This is a genomic window from Pseudomonas sp. SDO5532_S415, from assembly GCF_054071155.1.
Genome location: NZ_JBSVWS010000144.1, coordinates 1 through 16,029, shown reverse-complemented (window position 1 = coordinate 16,029; position 16,029 = coordinate 1). Strand labels below are relative to the sequence as shown.

At 59.4% G+C, this 16,029-nt stretch carries 13 protein-coding genes and 1 pseudogene; 5 read left to right on the top strand and 9 right to left on the bottom strand.

Going from position 1 to position 16,029, the window contains the following annotated elements; translation table 11 throughout:
• Positions 1-14: 14 nt before the first annotated feature.
• Genes pqqC through ACW9HW_RS23600 form a run of 4 tightly spaced genes read left to right on the top strand, consistent with a single transcriptional unit; the run spans position 15 to position 3,963 of the window.
• Entirely contained in the window at positions 15-752 is a 738-nt protein-coding gene (gene pqqC, locus ACW9HW_RS23615; protein WP_457401906.1) for a pyrroloquinoline-quinone synthase PqqC, read from the top strand.
• Positions 749-1,024: a pyrroloquinoline quinone biosynthesis peptide chaperone PqqD gene (gene pqqD, locus ACW9HW_RS23610; protein WP_095195887.1), complete on the top strand. Its 276-nt coding sequence runs from the start codon at positions 749-751 to the stop codon at positions 1,022-1,024. The genes pqqC and pqqD overlap by 4 nt, the downstream gene beginning before the upstream one ends.
• On the top strand, positions 1,017-2,171 hold the full coding sequence (gene pqqE, locus ACW9HW_RS23605; RefSeq protein WP_170948705.1) for a pyrroloquinoline quinone biosynthesis protein PqqE: 1,155 nt from the start codon (positions 1,017-1,019) through the stop codon (positions 2,169-2,171). The genes pqqD and pqqE overlap by 8 nt, the downstream gene beginning before the upstream one ends.
• Positions 2,137-3,963, top strand: a complete 1,827-nt coding sequence (locus ACW9HW_RS23600; RefSeq protein ID WP_457401905.1) for a prolyl oligopeptidase family serine peptidase — start codon at positions 2,137-2,139, stop codon at positions 3,961-3,963. Before pqqE ends, ACW9HW_RS23600 begins: the two co-directional genes overlap by 35 nt.
• Before the next feature lie 130 nt (positions 3,964-4,093).
• On the opposite strand, the gene ACW9HW_RS23595 is transcribed toward ACW9HW_RS23600, so the two are convergent.
• The 5 genes and pseudogenes from ACW9HW_RS23595 to ACW9HW_RS23575 all read right to left on the bottom strand — a co-directional run bounded on the left by ACW9HW_RS23595 (position 4,094) and on the right by ACW9HW_RS23575 (position 6,541).
• Positions 4,094-4,252 carry a YqaE/Pmp3 family membrane protein gene (locus ACW9HW_RS23595; protein WP_003228885.1) on the bottom strand — a complete coding sequence of 53 codons (159 nt, stop codon included), beginning with the start codon at positions 4,250-4,252 and terminating at the stop codon, positions 4,094-4,096.
• Positions 4,253-4,336: 84 nt separating this feature from the next.
• On the bottom strand, positions 4,337-4,657 hold the full coding sequence (locus ACW9HW_RS23590; RefSeq protein WP_095195890.1) for a helix-turn-helix domain-containing protein: 321 nt from the start codon (positions 4,655-4,657) through the stop codon (positions 4,337-4,339).
• Positions 4,650-5,005: pseudogene (locus ACW9HW_RS23585) on the bottom strand (type II toxin-antitoxin system RelE/ParE family toxin). Before ACW9HW_RS23585 ends, ACW9HW_RS23590 begins: the two are co-directional and overlap by 8 nt.
• Positions 4,941-5,138: a hypothetical protein gene (locus ACW9HW_RS23580; RefSeq protein ID WP_457401907.1), complete on the bottom strand. Its 198-nt coding sequence runs from the start codon at positions 5,136-5,138 to the stop codon at positions 4,941-4,943. The pseudogene ACW9HW_RS23585 and the gene ACW9HW_RS23580 overlap by 65 nt, the downstream one beginning before the upstream one ends.
• Before the next feature lie 119 nt (positions 5,139-5,257).
• Positions 5,258-6,541, bottom strand: a complete 1,284-nt coding sequence (locus ACW9HW_RS23575; protein ID WP_457401904.1) for an aspartate aminotransferase family protein — start codon at positions 6,539-6,541, stop codon at positions 5,258-5,260.
• Between the two features lie 169 nt (positions 6,542-6,710).
• Here ACW9HW_RS23575 and ACW9HW_RS23570 point away from each other — a divergent pair, with 169 nt between their 5' ends.
• Positions 6,711-7,619: a LysR family transcriptional regulator gene (locus tag ACW9HW_RS23570; RefSeq protein WP_095195893.1), complete on the top strand. Its 909-nt coding sequence runs from the start codon at positions 6,711-6,713 to the stop codon at positions 7,617-7,619.
• Positions 7,620-7,846: 227 nt separating this feature from the next.
• On the opposite strand, the gene ACW9HW_RS23565 is transcribed toward ACW9HW_RS23570, so the two are convergent.
• From ACW9HW_RS23565 to ACW9HW_RS23550, 4 genes are all read right to left on the bottom strand, one after another.
• A complete protein-coding gene (locus ACW9HW_RS23565) occupies positions 7,847-9,625 on the bottom strand; it encodes an acyl-CoA dehydrogenase C-terminal domain-containing protein (RefSeq protein ID WP_457401903.1) in 1,779 nt (592 codons plus the stop codon).
• A 267-nt stretch (positions 9,626-9,892) separates the two neighbouring features.
• Complete coding sequence (locus ACW9HW_RS23560) at positions 9,893-11,689, bottom strand: acyl-CoA dehydrogenase C-terminal domain-containing protein (RefSeq protein ID WP_457401902.1); 1,797 nt, start codon at positions 11,687-11,689, stop codon at positions 9,893-9,895.
• Between the two features lie 86 nt (positions 11,690-11,775).
• Positions 11,776-13,068 (bottom strand): GGDEF domain-containing protein, encoded by a 1,293-nt coding sequence (locus ACW9HW_RS23555; RefSeq protein ID WP_457401901.1) that lies wholly within the window; start codon positions 13,066-13,068, stop codon positions 11,776-11,778.
• A gap of 229 nt (positions 13,069-13,297) precedes the next feature.
• Positions 13,298-15,424, bottom strand: coding sequence for a cytochrome-c peroxidase (locus ACW9HW_RS23550; protein WP_457401900.1), 2,127 nt, complete (start codon positions 15,422-15,424; stop codon positions 13,298-13,300).
• Positions 15,425-16,029 lie beyond the last annotated feature (605 nt).

Genomic DNA, 16,029 nt, shown 5'->3' with positions numbered 1-16,029 from the left:
TGACCGATACAGCAATGACCCCCACCGAATTCGAAGCCGCCCTGCGCGCCAAAGGCGCCTATTACCACATTCACCACCCCTACCACGTGGCGATGTACGAAGGCCGGGCAACCCGCGAGCAGATCCAGGGCTGGGTCGCCAATCGCTTTTACTATCAGGTGAACATCCCGCTCAAAGATGCCGCGATCCTGGCCAACTGCCCGGACCGCGAGATCCGCCGCGAATGGATTCAGCGTCTGCTCGACCACGACGGCGCCCCCGGCGAAGACGGCGGCATCGAAGCCTGGCTGCGTCTGGGCCAGGCAGTCGGCCTCGACCCCGATCAGCTGCGCTCCCAGGAACTGGTGCTACCCGGGGTGCGTTTCGCTGTTGACGCTTACGTCAACTTCGCCCGCCGCGCCAGTTGGCAGGAAGCCGCCAGCAGCTCGCTGACCGAACTGTTCGCACCGCAGATCCACCAGTCACGCCTGGACAGCTGGCCGCAGCATTACCCATGGATCGACCCGGCCGGCTACGAGTATTTCCGTACGCGCCTGGGCCAGGCGCGCCGTGATGTCGAACACGGCCTGGCGATCACTTTGCAGCACTACACAACGCGGGAAGGCCAGGAGCGCATGCTGGAAATTCTCCAGTTCAAACTGGACATTCTTTGGAGCATGCTCGATGCCATGAGCATGGCCTACGAACTCAAACGCCCGCCCTATCACAGCGTGACCGGGCAACGGGTCTGGCACAAAGGAATCACCTTATGAGTTTCGATCGCAGCAAGACTCCAACCTGGCGTCCCGGCTACCGCTTCCAGTACGAACCGGCGCAAAAAGGCCATGTGCTGCTGTACCCGGAAGGCATGATTAAACTCAATGAAAGCGCCGCGTTGATCGGCGGTCTGATTGATGGCGAGCGGGATGTCGCAGCGATCATCGCCGAGCTCGACAAGCAGTTCCCCGGCGTGCCCGAGCTCGGTGACGACATCGAGCAATTCATGGAGGTCGCCCGTGCTCAGCACTGGATCGAACTTGCCTGATAACGCGTCAGACAAGTTACCGCCCAAACCGGAAATCGGCCTGCCGCTATGGCTGCTGGCCGAGCTGACCTACCGCTGCCCGCTGCAATGCCCATATTGTTCCAACCCACTGGATTTCGCCGAACAAGGCAAAGAGCTGACCACTGAACAGTGGATCAAAGTGTTCCGCGAAGCGCGGGAGATGGGTGCGGCGCAGTTGGGCTTTTCCGGGGGGGAACCGCTGGTGCGCCAGGACCTCGCCGAGCTGATCGCCGAGGCACGCAAGCTGGGTTTCTACACCAACCTGATCACCTCCGGCATTGGCCTGACCGAGCAGAAAATCAGCGACTTCAAGAAGGCAGGCCTCGATCACATCCAGATCAGTTTCCAGGCCAGCGACGAGCAAGTGAACAACCTGCTCGCCGGCTCGAAAAAGGCCTTCGCGCAGAAGCTGGAAATGGCCCGAACGGTGAAGGCCCACGGCTATCCGATGGTGCTGAATTTCGTTACTCATCGGCACAACATCGACAAGATCGACCGCATCATCGAGCTGTGCATTGCCTTGGAGGCAGATTTCGTCGAACTTGCGACCTGCCAATTCTACGGTTGGGCGCAGCTGAATCGCGTGGGGCTGTTGCCGACCCGGGAACAACTGGTCCGTGCCGAACGCATCACCAATGAATACCGCGCCAGACTTGAAGCTGAAGGGCATCCGTGCAAGCTGATTTTTGTCACGCCGGACTATTATGAAGAACGCCCCAAAGCCTGCATGAATGGCTGGGGCAGTATTTTCCTGACCGTCACGCCGGACGGAACGGCGCTGCCGTGTCACGGTGCCCGACAGATGCCGGTGCAATTTCCCAACGTGCGCGACCACAGCATGCAGCACATCTGGTACGACTCGTTCGGCTTCAATCGTTTTCGCGGTTACGACTGGATGCCCGAGCCGTGCCGCTCCTGCGACGAGAAGGAAAAAGACTTCGGCGGCTGTCGCTGCCAGGCATTCATGCTCACGGGTGACGCGAGCAATGCCGACCCGGTGTGCAGCAAATCGCAGCATCACGGCGTGATCCTCAAGGCCCGCGAAGAGGCTGAGCACGCGACCCAGACCATTGAACAACTGGCCTTTCGCAATGAACGAAACTCACGCCTCATCGCCAAAAGCTGAACCCTTCAGCGCCGCCAAAGCCGTTGCGGCCGGCATCGATTTTGCCGAACTGCTGGTCGGCCAACAGGGCTTGTTCTGGAACGAATACCGCCCGGAGGACGCCGCCTGCCGCATCTGGCATTGGCGCAATGGCGCAGCGAACTGCCTGACGCCGCCGGGCTTCAGCGTGCGCAGTCGGGTGTACGAATACGGTGGTGGCGCGTTTTGTCTGACGGACGATGGGGTGGTATTCGTCAACGAGGCCGACCAGCAGCTGTATCACCAATCGCTAAAGGGTGAGGCACCCCAGGTGCTGACATCCGGCATCTGCCGCTACGGCGACTTGCAGTACGCCAAGGGTCAGGTGCTGGCGGTTGAAGAAAACCGTGATCGGCACCGCCTGGTGGCGATCGATCTGGCCGACCGCAAGCGCCATTTGCTGGCCGAAGGCGCCGACTTCTACGCCGCCCCGACCCTCAGTCCTGATACGCGGCGTCTGGCGTGGATCGAGTGGAGTCGCCCGGATCAACCCTGGACCGCGACCCGTTTGATGGTTGCCGAACGCCAGGGCGGTGGTGAATATGGACCGGCCCGCTGCGTCGCCGGTGATGGCGCTGAAGAATCCCTGCAACAACCACGGTTTGATAGCCGCGGCCGGTTGCTGTGCCTGACGGATCGTGGCGGTTACTGGCAGCCTTGGATCGAGTCGGCAAACGGTCTGATCCCATTGCCGAGCGCAGCGGCCGATCATGGCCCTGCCCCTTGGCAACTCGGCGGCTGCACCTGGTTACCGCTGGGCGAGGACCATTATCTGGCGAGTTGGACCGAAGGCGGTTTTGGCCGACTGGGCGTTTGCGGGGCCAGTTGTGAAGCATTCACGGGCGACTACAGCCGCTTTCGCAGCCTCGCCCTGGATGAGCAATTCATTTATTGCATCGCGGCCTCGCCGGTCAGCTCCTCGGCGGTGATCGCCATCGACCGCCAGACCCGGCAAGTCAAGGTGCTGGCCGGCGGCATCGCGCCTTTGCCCGCCGAGCAAATCAGCCGCCCGCAAACCTTGCGCTATCCAAGCGGATCGGGCGAGGCCCACGGTTTCTTCTACCCGGCGATGACTGGCGAAGCAAAACCGCCACTGGTGGTGTTCATCCACGGCGGACCGACATCCGCGTGTTACCCGATGCTCGATCCGCGCATTCAGTACTGGGCCCAGCGCGGTTTCGCCGTGGCCGACCTCAACTACCGTGGCAGCAGCGGCTATGGTCGGGCTTACCGCCAGGCGTTGCATTTGGGTTGGGGGGATGTCGATGTCGAAGACGCTTGCGCGGTGGTCAGCCATCTCGCCGAACGCGGATTGATTGACGGTGCCAAGGCGTTCATTCGCGGCGGCAGCGCCGGTGGTTACACCACACTTTGCGCGCTGGCCTTCCACGACGTGTTTCGGGCCGGCGCCAGTCTTTATGGGGTCAGCGATCCCGTCGCCTTGGGTCGGGCGACACACAAGTTCGAGGGCGACTACCTGGATTGGCTGATCGGCGATCCCGTACAGGACGCCGAGCGCTACGCCGCAAGAACGCCGTTGTTGCATGCGGGCAACATCCGCGTGCCGATGATCTTCTTTCAGGGGGAACTGGATGCCGTGGTCGTGTCACAACAAACCCGTGACATGGTGGAGGCGTTGCAGAACAACGGCATTCTGGTCGAGGCTCATTACTATGCGGACGAACGCCACGGCTTTCGCAAGGCCGGCAACCAGGCCCATGCGCTGGAGCAGGAATGGATGTTTTATCGGCGGGTGATGGATCAGGAAGACTGAGGTCTACGCTCAGAACAGAAATTGTGTCGTCCCGTTCGCGAGCAGGCTCGCTCCCACAGATGTTGTGTACACCACATACCCTGTGGGAGCGGGCTTGCCCGCGAAAGCTATCTACCAGGCGACACAATACTCAACGCTTGGCGATGATATACACCGCATGCACGATCCCCGGAATGTAACCACACAGGGTCAACAAAATATTCAGCCAGAACGCCCCGCCAAATCCTACTTGCAGAAACACACCCAGTGGCGGCAACAAAATGGCGATGATGATGCGAATAAAATCCATGGGTTCAGCTCCTGATTGAAGTCGGTTCATGCGAACCATACATGCAATCGACCTGTGCCGTTGGTCAGGGTTCAGCCCGACTATTCACGCGAGTATCTCCAGACCGTGTTTCTGAACGATGCTCAGCAGCTTCAGCGCCATACCGCTGGGGTGTTTATCTCCTGCTTCCCATTGCTTGACCGTGGAAGCGCTGGTGTTCAGGTAACGCGCGAAGACCGGCTGGCTGACATTGTTGCGCTCGCGCAATGCTTTGATCTGCTCTGCCGGGATTGCCTCTGGCACTGTAGCGAGACATGACTCATCGAATTCACGCATGGTCGCCTTGCTGATTGCACCAATGGCATACAGGGCACTGGCCGATTCGTGGATCGACTCCGCTATTTCACTTTTGTATTTTTTACCCATGAGGTATCTCCATAAACTCCTTGATATCCAGCAAGCGCTGGATTTCGATCTCGGTCAACCCTCCGTATGTCTTGGCTAATTCACGTAAGTCGGCCACGTGCTTCAGAGTGATGTTGCTCTGATCCTTCTTCGCATAGAGAAACTGATAACCCAGTAACGGTTACCCTTTGCCAAAAGAATCGACCGATGCCGATTGGCATTCAAACGCTTCTTCCAGACCCCGCCACCGAGATTAATCGCCTGCCCTTTGAGCATTTCGGTGAATGCCTCCCGAAGCTCGTCATCACCGATCCAGGCCTTCGCGGCCTGCATCGCAAAACGTTTTGTCTTGAACAGCCTTGGTGACATTGGCATCCCTTCCTAAAAACATACCACCCAGTGGTATAGAATTCAAAGCCAACGCCACAACAATATTGTTTCGCTGGCATCGGCACTCCTTGCCGACGCCCTCTAAAAAGCCATTGATCCAGTCATAGCTCAAGCCGAGATTGCCTTTGGCAAAACCCGGCCACAAAAAAACGCCCCACGCCAAAAAAATCAGGCGTGGGGCGCGCGTTATACCGCGAGACGGTTCGGGAATTCGTGCGGGATGCTTCTGCGTCAGACGGCAATCCCTTTGCGGCACTGCACTTGTGCGGTGCGTACTCGGGAGAAGGCGCGGGCCAGGCGCAGCAGCATTTCGTCGATGTTGGCTTTGCTGACAGTCAACGCAGGGGTAAAGCGCAGGCAGTCCGGTTGTGGCGCATCGAGCAGCAAGCCTTCGTACAACGCCGCTTTGACCACGTCGTCGGCGCAATCGTCTGATAGGGTCAGGCCCCAGAGCAGCCCTTGGCCGCGCAATTCGCCGTGACCATAACGATGGGACAAACGCTGCAGGCCTTCGCGCAGGTGCTGGCCGGTTTCCCCGACATGCTCGAGAAACCCTTTGTCCTGCACGCTGTCGAGTACGGCCAGGCCCGCCGCGGTCATCAGCGCATTGCCATGATGGGTGCCGCTCAGTTCACCGGTGTCAAAGCAGCAGGCCTTGCCCCGCGCCAGCAAGGCCGCCAGGGGCACGCCACCACCCAGCCCTTTGCCAAGCACCACGATATCGGCCCGGACGCCGTAGGCTTGTTCGGCGAGCAAGGTGGCGCAGCGACCCATGCCGGTTTGCACTTCGTCGAGGATCAGCAGGATGCCAAGTTCACGGCACAGTCGCTCGACGCCTTTGAGGTAATGCGCCGTGGCCGGAATCACCCCGGCCTCGCTCTGGATCGGCTCGAGCATGATCGCCACCGTCTGCTCGTCCACGGCCGCGTGCAGCGCCGGAAGATCATTGAACCGCACATGGTTGAAGCCCGGAAGCTGCGGCTCGAATCGGTTGATCAGCGTCGAACTGTCCGACGCCGGAATCGTCCCCAAACTACGGCCATGACAACCCTTGTTGGCAACGATGATTCGCGAGGCACCACCACGGTGCTGTTGGCCCCATTTGCGCGCCAGTTTGATCGCTGCTTCACAGGCTTCGCTGCCGGTGTTGAGCAAATACGCCTGGTCGCTGCCGGTGCTGGTGCACAAGCGCTCGGCGAGGTTGAGCCTGCCGCGATTGTGCAAGCCGAAACCGGGATTGATCAGTGTCTGAGCCTGCGCCGTTATCGCGTTGACCAACGCCTTGGGGCTGTGACCGAGGCTGTTGGCCCCGCCCCCCTGGGAAAAATCCAGATAGGCGCGGTCATCGCTGTCCCACAGCCATGAGCCCTGGCCGCGCACAAAAACCTGCTGCGGCCGCTCGACACTGGGCATCAGACACTCACTGGAAAGGTTGTCGCCACTGGACGGGAAAGAAGCGTTCGTCACCAGATCATCAAGACTCGGCGAATGACGGCGCAGGCTGAACAAATTCATTTGTTCAACCCTCGTTTGAGGTTTTTTGCATTACCTATGTAAACACCATCGAAGCAAACGGTATTCATCGTGTTCTGTGGCCCTGTAAGCCTTGTGAATATCGGTAGACTAGGCTCAGACAAGGCGTTGAGCCATTTCGATTTCCCAGTATTTTCGATAAGTATTACTTATGGATTTCAAGCAACTGCGTTATTTCGTCGCGGTCTATGAAGAAGGCCATGTGGGCCGGGCCGCCGAGCGACTGTCCATCTCCCAACCGGCGCTGTCCCAGCAGATCCGCCACCTCGAACAGATCCTCGATGTGAGTCTGTTCGAACGCAGCAGCAAACGCCTGCTGCCGACGCTCGCGGCCCACACGCTGTACAACCACGCCCTGCCCTTGCTCGACGGTCTGCAACGGGCACGCGAGGCGTTAGGCAATTTCAAGGGGCAAGCGCTGCGTACGCTGGCCATCGGTGTCTTGCAGACCGTGCATACCAGCCTGGTGCCGCAGATGCTTGAACGGGTACGCAGGGAGCAACCGCATCTGGTGGTGCAGATCTATGAACTCACGGGCCTGGAAATCGAGCGACGACTGCTCAATGGCTCACTGGATATCGGCATCAGCTACTTGCCGCCCCGCCAACCGGGGCTGCATGGCGTGATGTTGTACGAAGATGAACTGACCCTTGTGATCCCGGCTGAGCATCCATTGCGGGAATTCAAGAAAGTGTCCATGAGCCAGGCTGCCGAATTGCCCATGCTGCTCCTGGGTGAAGAGTTTCAGGTGCGGCAAATCTGGCAGGCGCAATTGGCAAATCTGGGGCGTCGGCCACAGGTGCAAGCCGAACTGAACAACATGGCCGGGATTCTCGACAGCCTGCCGCACACGCGGTTGGCGACTGTGCTGCCGGGGCGTTCACAAAAGGCGCATGGCAATAAGGATTTGCTGTGGAAACCCCTGAGCGAACCACGGGTGCCACTGAAAGTCGGATTGGTGTGTCGCGATGTGCAACGGCAACAGGCCTCGCTGGCGTTGCTGCGGACATTGCTTGAAGAGGTGATGAGTCGGCCGGATGAACGGGATGGCCTGAGCTGAATACTTTTTCGCAGGCATAAGAAAACCCCGCCGAAGCGGGGCTTTGCAGACTGTTTCCCTGACATCCATTTCACTCCGCCGTCCTGGCAGAATCCTACGTGTCCGTGTTGTTGCTTTGCGCTTCCTGCGCGACGTCCATGAGAAGTAGATTAGCTGTGGATCCAATCTGCTTCTATGGGAGAAAAGCAGCACGTCATGTAAGAGAATGCTTACATGACGTTACATTGTCAGAACTGTGCCGCCTCCAGCAGAAACAGCGACTCGCTGCCGGCTTTCACCGAGGCGCTCAACGAGTGGATCCGCGGCAACAGGCGGGCAAAATAAAACCGCGCCGTGCCCAGTTTGCTCGCATAGAAATCGTCCTGCGCTTCCTTGCCGAAAGCTGCCTTGGCCATCAAGGCCCACATGTAAGCGTAGGCCACGTAACCGAAGGTTTGCAGGTACTCGACCGACGCCGCGCCGATTTCGTTCGGATTGGCTTTCGCACGATCCAGCAACCAGGCCGTCAGTTCGTCAAGAGTGGTCACGGCGTCGTTCAACGGTTTGGTGAACTCCGTCAGATCAGTGCTGGCGGTCGCGGTGAAGTGACGAATCTCGTCGGCGAACAGCTTGTAGAACGCGCCGCCGCTGCCGACGACCTTGCGCCCCACCAGATCCAGCGCCTGAATGCCATTGGTGCCTTCGTAGATCTGGGTGATACGCACGTCGCGCACCAATTGCTCCTGGCCCCATTCGCGGATGTAGCCGTGGCCGCCGAACACCTGCTGGCCGTGCACGGTGGTTTCCAGGCCGAGATCGGTCAGGAACGCCTTGGCCACCGGGGTCAGCAGCGCCACCAGGTCTTCCGCGCGTTTGCGCGTGGTGGCGTCTTCGCTGAACTTGGCGGTGTCCAGTTGCATCGCCACGTAGGTCGAGAAAGCACGGCCGCCTTCGTTCGAGGCTTTCATGGTCAGCAACATGCGACGCACGTCCGGGTGGACGATGATCGGGTCGGCCACCTTGTCCTTGTTCTGCGCGCCGGTCGGCGAACGGCTTTGCAGGCGGTCACGGGCATATTCGACGGCGTTCTGGTAGGAGCGCTCGCCGCTGGCCAGGCCCTGGATGCCAACGCCCAGGCGTTCGTAGTTCATCATGGTGAACATCGCCGCCAAACCTTTGTTCGGCTCACCGACCAGATAACCCACGGCTTCGTCGAAGTTCATCACGCAGGTCGCGGACGCCTGGATGCCCATCTTGTGTTCGATCGAACCGCAATTCGCCGGGTTGCGCGCGCCCAGGCTGCCGTCGGAATTGACCAGGAATTTGGGCACCAGGAACAGCGAAATGCCTTTCGGCCCCGCCGGCGCGTCCGGCAGCTTGGCCAGCACCAGATGGATGATGTTTTCGGTGAGGTCGTGCTCGCCGCCAGTGATGAAGATCTTGGTGCCGCTGACCTTGTAGGAACCGTCGGCCTGAGGTTCGGCCTTGGTGCGGATGATCCCCAGGTCGGTGCCGGCATGCGGCTCGGTCAGGCACATGGAGCCTGCCCAGACCCCGGCGTACATGTTCGGAAGATAGGCGGCTTTCAGTTCTTCGCTGGCGTGGGCATTGATCGATAGGCAAGCACCGGCAGTCAACATCGGGTACAGGCCGAACGACAGGCTGGCGGAGTTGACCATCTCTTCGACCTGGGCCGAAACCGCCTTGGGCATGCCCATGCCGCCGTAGGACGGATCACCGCCCACGCCGACCCAACCGCCTTCAGCGTAAGTCTGATAGGCCTGTGGGAAACCGGCCGGGGTGGTGACAGCACCGTCCGCCCAGTGGCAACCTTCTTCATCAGCCGCGCGGCTCAGGGGTGCGATGCTTTTGCTGGTGACCTTGCCGGCTTCTTCGAGAATGGCTTCGACCGTTTCAACGTCAACGGTATCGGCCAGCGCCGGCAACTCGGCCCAAAGTTTGGCGACCTCGAATACTTCATTGAGGACGAAGCGCATATCGCGCAGGGGCGCTTTGTAGTCAGCCATGGCAAACCTCGCAAGATCTAATACTGGTGATTCACAGGAATAGTGTTTTGAATGGGTCCGAGTGTAACCCAACAACTTTTGCGACACATAGGGTCAGCACATGACCGTTTTGTAATTTTTGGTCATCGCCGTGTGCGAGGAATGAAAAGATGAAACTGTAGGAGCGAGCTTGCTCGCGAAAAACCTGAGGGCGCCATTGGGTGTCAGGTTTCACACGTTATCGTTCACGACCATCGCGAGCGAGCTCGCTCCTACAAAAGGCTGGCGTCAGAGCGCAAACAACTCCGCCGGCAGCTGCATCAGGCAGTCACTCCCCGCCTCGATCGCCGCCCGATGAGCGGCGGTACGCGGCAACAATCGCTTGAAGTAAAACTCGCTGGTCGCCAGTTTCGCCCGGCAGAAATCGGCATCGCCTTCCCCCGTTTCAAGCTGTGCCTGCGCCACCAACGCCATACGCAACCACAGGTAGCCGAGGACGATGTAGCCGCTGTACATCAGGTAATCCACCGACGCGGCACCCACTTCATCCGGGTTTTTCATCGCCGCCATGCCCACCTGGGTCGTCAACTCACCCCATTGCTGGTTCAGCTCATTGAGCTGAGCCACATAGCTGGCCAATTGCGGATGCCCGGCGTTCGCCGCGCAAAACTTGTGAACGATTTTGGTGAAGCCACGCAGCAGTTTGCCCTGGCTGCCGAGGACTTTGCGCCCAAGCAGATCCAGCGCCTGGATGCCGTTGGTGCCTTCGTAGATCGGTGCGATGCGGCAATCGCGCACCAGTTGCTCCATCCCCCACTCGCGGATAAAGCCATGACCACCAAACACCTGCATGCCGTGGTTGGTCACTTCCAGGCCGGTTTCGGTCATGAAGGCCTTGCAGATCGGCGTCAGGAACGCCAGCAGGTCTTCGGCATCCTGACGCGCCGTTTCATCCGCACCCAGGTGCGCGGCGTCCAGCAACTGCGCAGTGAAGTAGGTCAGTGCACGGTTGCCTTCGTTGAAGGCCTTCATGGTCAGCAACATCCGGCGTACATCGGGATGCACGATGATCGGGTCGGCCGTTTTTTCCGGGGCTTTAGGACCGGTCAACGCACGCATCTGCAAACGCTCATTGGCGTACCTGATCGCGCCTTGAAAGCTCGCCTCGCCCAGACACAAGCCCTGCATGCCGGTGCCCAGCCGTGCGTGGTTCATCATGGTGAACATGCAGTTCAGGCCCTTGTTCGCTTCACCGATCAAAAAGCCCTTGGCCTCGTCGAAATTCAGTACGCAAGTGGCCGAAGCCTTGATGCCCATTTTGTGTTCGATGGAGCCGCAAGACACACCATTGCGCTCTCCTGCTTCACCCGCGGCATCAGGCAGGAACTTGGGCACGATAAACAGCGAAATGCCTTTGGTCCCGGCCGGTGCATCCGGCAGTTTCGCCAGCACCAGGTGAATGATGTTGTCGCTCATGTCATGTTCACCGGCAGAGATGAAAATCTTGCTGCCGGAGATGGCATAGCTGCCGTCGGCCTGGGGTACGGCGCGGGTCTTGATAATGCCCAAGTCGGTGCCGCAATGGGCTTCGGTCAGGCACATGGTGCCGGTCCACTGGCCGGCGGTGAGTTTGCTCAGATAGGTCTGTTTCTGCTCTTCGGTGCCGTGGGCGTGGATCGCCGACATGGCGCCATGGGTCAGGCCGGGGTACATGCCCCACGACGTATTGCTGGAAGCCACCATTTCGCTGATGACCAGCCCCAGAGAGCTGGGTAAACCCTGGCCGCCGTAGGCCGGATCGGCCGCCAGGCCATGCCAGCCACCTTCCACATATTGTGCGAAAGCCTGCTTGAAACCTTTGGGCGTCGTCACCACGCCATTGTCGAAATGGCAGCCCTCTTCGTCGCCGCTGCGATTGAGGGGCGACAGCACGTTCTCACAGAATTTCGCGCCTTCCTCAAGGATCGCATTGATCATGTCCGGGCTGGCGTCATTGGCGCCCAGCGCCGCGTAGTTGCTGTGAAAGTCGAAGACGTGGTCGATCAGAAAGCGCATGTCGCGCAGGGGAGCTTTGTACTCGGGCATGGTCATTTCTCCGGCGGCAGATGTGTTCAACCTACTGCCGGCAACCATGCCTCACAATCACAGTCCAGACGCTGAATGCGCCATCATCACTCAACCGTAGCGGCGTCCATGCGCACGGCGCCACGGCGGTTCTGCCCGAATGCCATCACGCAGTTACGCCCGGCGCCCTTGGCGCTGTAGAGCGCCTGGTCGGCGGATTTGAGCACTTCTTCGGGGGTGCGTTGCTCAACTCGTTCGGCGACGCCGATGCTGACGGTGACCGACACGCTCGAAGCGGCAGAACCGGAGCGACGCTGGCGCCCCTGATTATCATCCTGCGGACGGCTGTCCTGATTGCGCAGATGAATGTTGTAGGTGGCGATGGATTCTCGGATCACTTCCAGATGCGGCATGCACTCTTCGAGAGTCTTGCCTGCAAACACCAGGGCGAATTCTTCACCACCGTAGCGATACGCCTTACCGCCGCCACCGATTTTGGACAGTTTGCTGGCCACCAGTCGCAACACCTGGTCACCGACATCGTGGCCGTGGGTGTCGTTGAATTTCTTGAAGTGGTCGACATCGCTCATCGCCAGCACGTAGTTGCGTCCCAGACGCTGCATGCGTTCGTTCAGTGCGCGGCGGCCCGGCAGCCCGGTCAGCTCGTCGCGGAAGGCCATTTGATAAGCCTCATGGGCGACGGCGGCGGCGATCATCAACATCACCTGGCTGCACATGATGTTCAGGGTGAACGGCAGAATGAAAGTTTTCGGCAACATCCAGAACAGCCCGAGCAAGCCCACCAGTTGTGCGGCGTGGAGCGGTCTCGGGTTGCGCCAGTACTGCCAGGCCAGCAGCACGAACGACGCGATGAACACCGGGTACGACAGCTGGATCAGGCTCATCCAGGCGCCGTGCAAGGCCGGCCAGCGAATCTCCGACAGCCACATCAGCAACGCTTGTGGATAGCTCTGCTCCAGCCCCAACGCCACGCTGCCCACCGCCAGCAACACGGCGAAACGCGCCACCATGTCCTGGAACAGGTGCGTTCGCTCCTGCCACGCAGCGAATACGCCAAACAGCAACGGCAGCAACAGGCAGCACAAATGAAAGACCACCGCAGCGTCTTCGCGCACTTTGCCGTTGTCGCGGTAATAGTCAGTCTGGGTGTCGAGCAGGAAGTAGGCGATGTACACCGTGACCATCAGAAACAGTTCACGTTGACGTCGGTAAACCGCGCAATAAGCACCGCCAAGCAGCAGCACCAAGGTCGGCAGTACGTTGAACAGCGAGGTGAAGAAGACGTTCAGGTCCTTGACGTACGCAGCCGCAAGCCCCGCCAGCAACAGCAGCAACGACAGCAGGAAATGACTGAAACGTACAGCGGAAGAACGCGGCAAGGGTAAAGCTCCGACCGTCATAGCAATTTGATGGCATTGTGCCTGCAATGCAGGCCAATAAGCACACACATTCTGACCAAGGTCACATGGCCATCATTGTTAACGGCAGAAGCCCAGACTTACTGAGCAAGTGGACGAGGTTTTTTTCGGCAATGCGTAACCGTATGCAACACCAGCCACCGCCCCCTTCAACAAGGTCGGTGGCTAAGTTGCGGCGGGATTTTTCCAATCAAATATCGTTGTTGAAGGGTTGCAACGGCCCTTCTTCAGGTCGGCGACCTTCAGCACCGATCGGTTTGAGCTGGATGTTGGCGTCCATTGCCTGGCGGGTGGTGATCTTCGGACTGACCGGTTTTTGCGTCACGGCGTTTTCATCACCCACATGACCCTGAGGCAACACCAGCGAGGGATGATCGAAGGGTGCCCGTTCCCACGCGACCCGCGGGTCGGTCAAGCCGACCTCCATGAATTTGACCACGGCATCCACTTCATCGGGGGTCAGGTTCAGGTTGGTCATGTCCGGATCGAGGTTCGAGCCGTTGTGCTGATTGACCGCCGGGTGCTCGAATCCACTGGTGTTGCTCGCGTCTTCGCCACGGCGGTCGCCGCCACGGTTGTAGAACTCCATGACTTGTTTGAGCGTCGAGCGACTGCCGTTGTGGAAATACGGCCCGGTCAGCGCGATGTTGCGCAGCGTCGGTGTCTTGAAGGCGCCGTCGACCGCATCGCGGAAACCAACGTTTGGCGCAAGCGTCGCATCGCAGGGAATCGCTGCGCTCAACGGTGCTTCAAAGGTGCAGACATCGACAGCCAGCGAGTCAGGAATCTTCCCGCCTTGCAGCAGCGTGTTGTATTGACGGGTGAAGGACAGCGGATTGCCCCAGGCATCGGCGCCGCCGAGTGCGAGGTCTTCCGAGGTTGGCCGCACGCCGGTGTTGTAGAAACCGTTGTCGTAGAGCGTAGTCAGGCCGTCCGCCATGACCATGCGCTCGATGCGCTCACGGGGATGGAATTGCAAGCGGCTGGCGGCGTTGGTCAGTTCCGCACCGCCATGGCAGTTGACGCACTTGCCCTTGCCCAGGAACAGATTCATACCCTGCACCTGCTGCTCGTTCATGGCCGTGTGATCGCCCTGCAGCCAGGCGTCCAGCGGCGCCTGGTCCGACACCAGTGTGGCTTCATACATCTGGATCGCCAGACCGAAGAACAGCGGAAAGTTAGCCTCCATCTGGGTGTAGGGCGCACCACCCACCAACACCTGCTGCGTGGCATTCCACAGGCGTGGCTGGAAAGCGTTCTTGATCAGTTCACGGTAGGTCGGGCGGCGAGCGCCGGAAACCGGGCCCAGCACAGAATCGGTGGACGAGATGCGTTGCTGCTTGAGCATCAGCGTATCGAGCATGCGCCGGCCAATGTCGGCAAAGGTGCGCCCGCCGCAGGACATTTCCACGGCACTGCCGGGCGGGCCTACCGCCTGCGAAGCGGCAGAAGCATCGTTGAGCGCCAGCCGCACTTTGAGCGCCACACCGCTGCTGTCCTTGGTCACGTAGATCCCGGCGTCGGGGTCGCGGTTGCCAAATGGTGAAAAACCGTTGAACACGTTATTGGCCCGGCCGTCCCAGAAATTGCGCACGTTGAACGCGGCGTTGATCACTGACGGCGCATTGCGCCCGGTGCTGCGTCGCACATTGATGCCGCCGACCTGGAAGATGCTGTCCGGCTGCTGTGTGCACTTGTCGAAGCGCGGCTGATTCGGTTTGACGAAGTTGGCGTCAAACACACCCTGTGAGCCGATCACATCGTCGGTCGAATAGAGGATCGCAGAGTTGCGATCCAGCGGGTTCGCCAGCACATGGGTCGGGAAATCGGTTTTCTTCAACGGATAATTCGGCCCGCCCTTGCCGCCGGATCGGGTGGTGTAGGAGGGCACGTCGCCGGGAATGTCGGATGCCGTGAACGGTTTGTTGAAAATCGAAGCGACGTTGGCGTTGGTGTGCGCCTGGCCCGGGTTGATCTGGTTGGTGGTCCGGTGATCGACCCCGGCGTGGTAGTGGCAGGATGCACAAGCGGTGGTGCTGTCGCTGCCGACCTCCATGTCCCAGAACAGGGCCTTGCCCAGCAGGATCGCCGCCGAGCGGTTGAGTACGTAGTCGGTCATCAGATCGACCTTGCGCCCGCCCTCGGTGCCGGATGGATCGGGTGGCGTCATGCCGCGCAACGATTGCAGGCTCGGTACTTCCGGTATGGGCGGCTCAACCTCTTCGGGGTCAGCAGCGAAAACCGGGTTCACTGACAGGCAACCGATGAGCGCACAGACCAGAGGGAGGCTGCGCAGGATGTGTAGATTTTTGACCATGATGACACTCCCGATTCAGAACGGAGTTGCCAGGCTCCGGATAACCCGTTGCGAGATGGACTCATGGCCAGAAACCTTGCTGCCAGTGCTCGCAGCAATCTCTAACTTAAGTTGCTGGAAGCAGGGCATGACTAGACTGGCGAAGTGCTCGCTAATCGTTGGCTGATAAGTATTGACGCGTCGCTCTTCGGCGACGCTTGATTGCACTTTAGTCGTAACAAATAATTTCAGCAGTATTTTTTTACAATTTTTATTGCCGCTAAGTTAGCTGCTCTGCGCTTACGCAACTTCGGGGTAAAACTCCCCCGGCATTGGGGACACCCCCCCACAAACAAAGACTGACAGGCCGTCGACTCCTCATTCCGCGCCACCATTCGGATTGGCAAAGTAATTGCTGATTCAACAAGAGCAGACAGTCGACATATAAGCGACTTAATTATTGAAGCCTCTTATCACCGCTCAATAGCCATGAGGCGCTTACTTGCACTTCATAAACTAGCCCTGCACGTTTAGTTTGCAAAAAACCTGTAGGAGCGAGATTGCTCGCGATGGACAACAGGGCACCGAGTGATGTCAGGCTGTCAGCGTTATCGTTGACGACCATC

What these genes read in the sequence shown, in the direction of transcription:
- pqqC (WP_457401906.1), top strand. Translation starts at nt 15, where the DNA reads ATGACCCCCACCGAATTCGAAGCCGCCCTGCGCGCCAAAGGCGCCTAT.
- pqqD (WP_095195887.1), top strand. Translation starts at nt 749, where the DNA reads ATGAGTTTCGATCGCAGCAAGACTCCAACCTGGCGTCCCGGCTACCGC.
- ACW9HW_RS23600 (WP_457401905.1), top strand. Translation starts at nt 2,137, where the DNA reads ATGAACGAAACTCACGCCTCATCGCCAAAAGCTGAACCCTTCAGCGCC.
- ACW9HW_RS23595 (WP_003228885.1), bottom strand. Translation starts at nt 4,252, where the DNA reads ATGGATTTTATTCGCATCATCATCGCCATTTTGTTGCCGCCACTGGGT.
- ACW9HW_RS23590 (WP_095195890.1), bottom strand. Translation starts at nt 4,657, where the DNA reads ATGGGTAAAAAATACAAAAGTGAAATAGCGGAGTCGATCCACGAATCG.
- ACW9HW_RS23575 (WP_457401904.1), bottom strand. Translation starts at nt 6,541, where the DNA reads ATGAATTTGTTCAGCCTGCGCCGTCATTCGCCGAGTCTTGATGATCTG.
- ACW9HW_RS23570 (WP_095195893.1), top strand. Translation starts at nt 6,711, where the DNA reads ATGGATTTCAAGCAACTGCGTTATTTCGTCGCGGTCTATGAAGAAGGC.
- ACW9HW_RS23565 (WP_457401903.1), bottom strand. Translation starts at nt 9,625, where the DNA reads ATGGCTGACTACAAAGCGCCCCTGCGCGATATGCGCTTCGTCCTCAAT.
- ACW9HW_RS23560 (WP_457401902.1), bottom strand. Translation starts at nt 11,689, where the DNA reads ATGCCCGAGTACAAAGCTCCCCTGCGCGACATGCGCTTTCTGATCGAC.
- ACW9HW_RS23550 (WP_457401900.1), bottom strand. Translation starts at nt 15,424, where the DNA reads ATGGTCAAAAATCTACACATCCTGCGCAGCCTCCCTCTGGTCTGTGCG.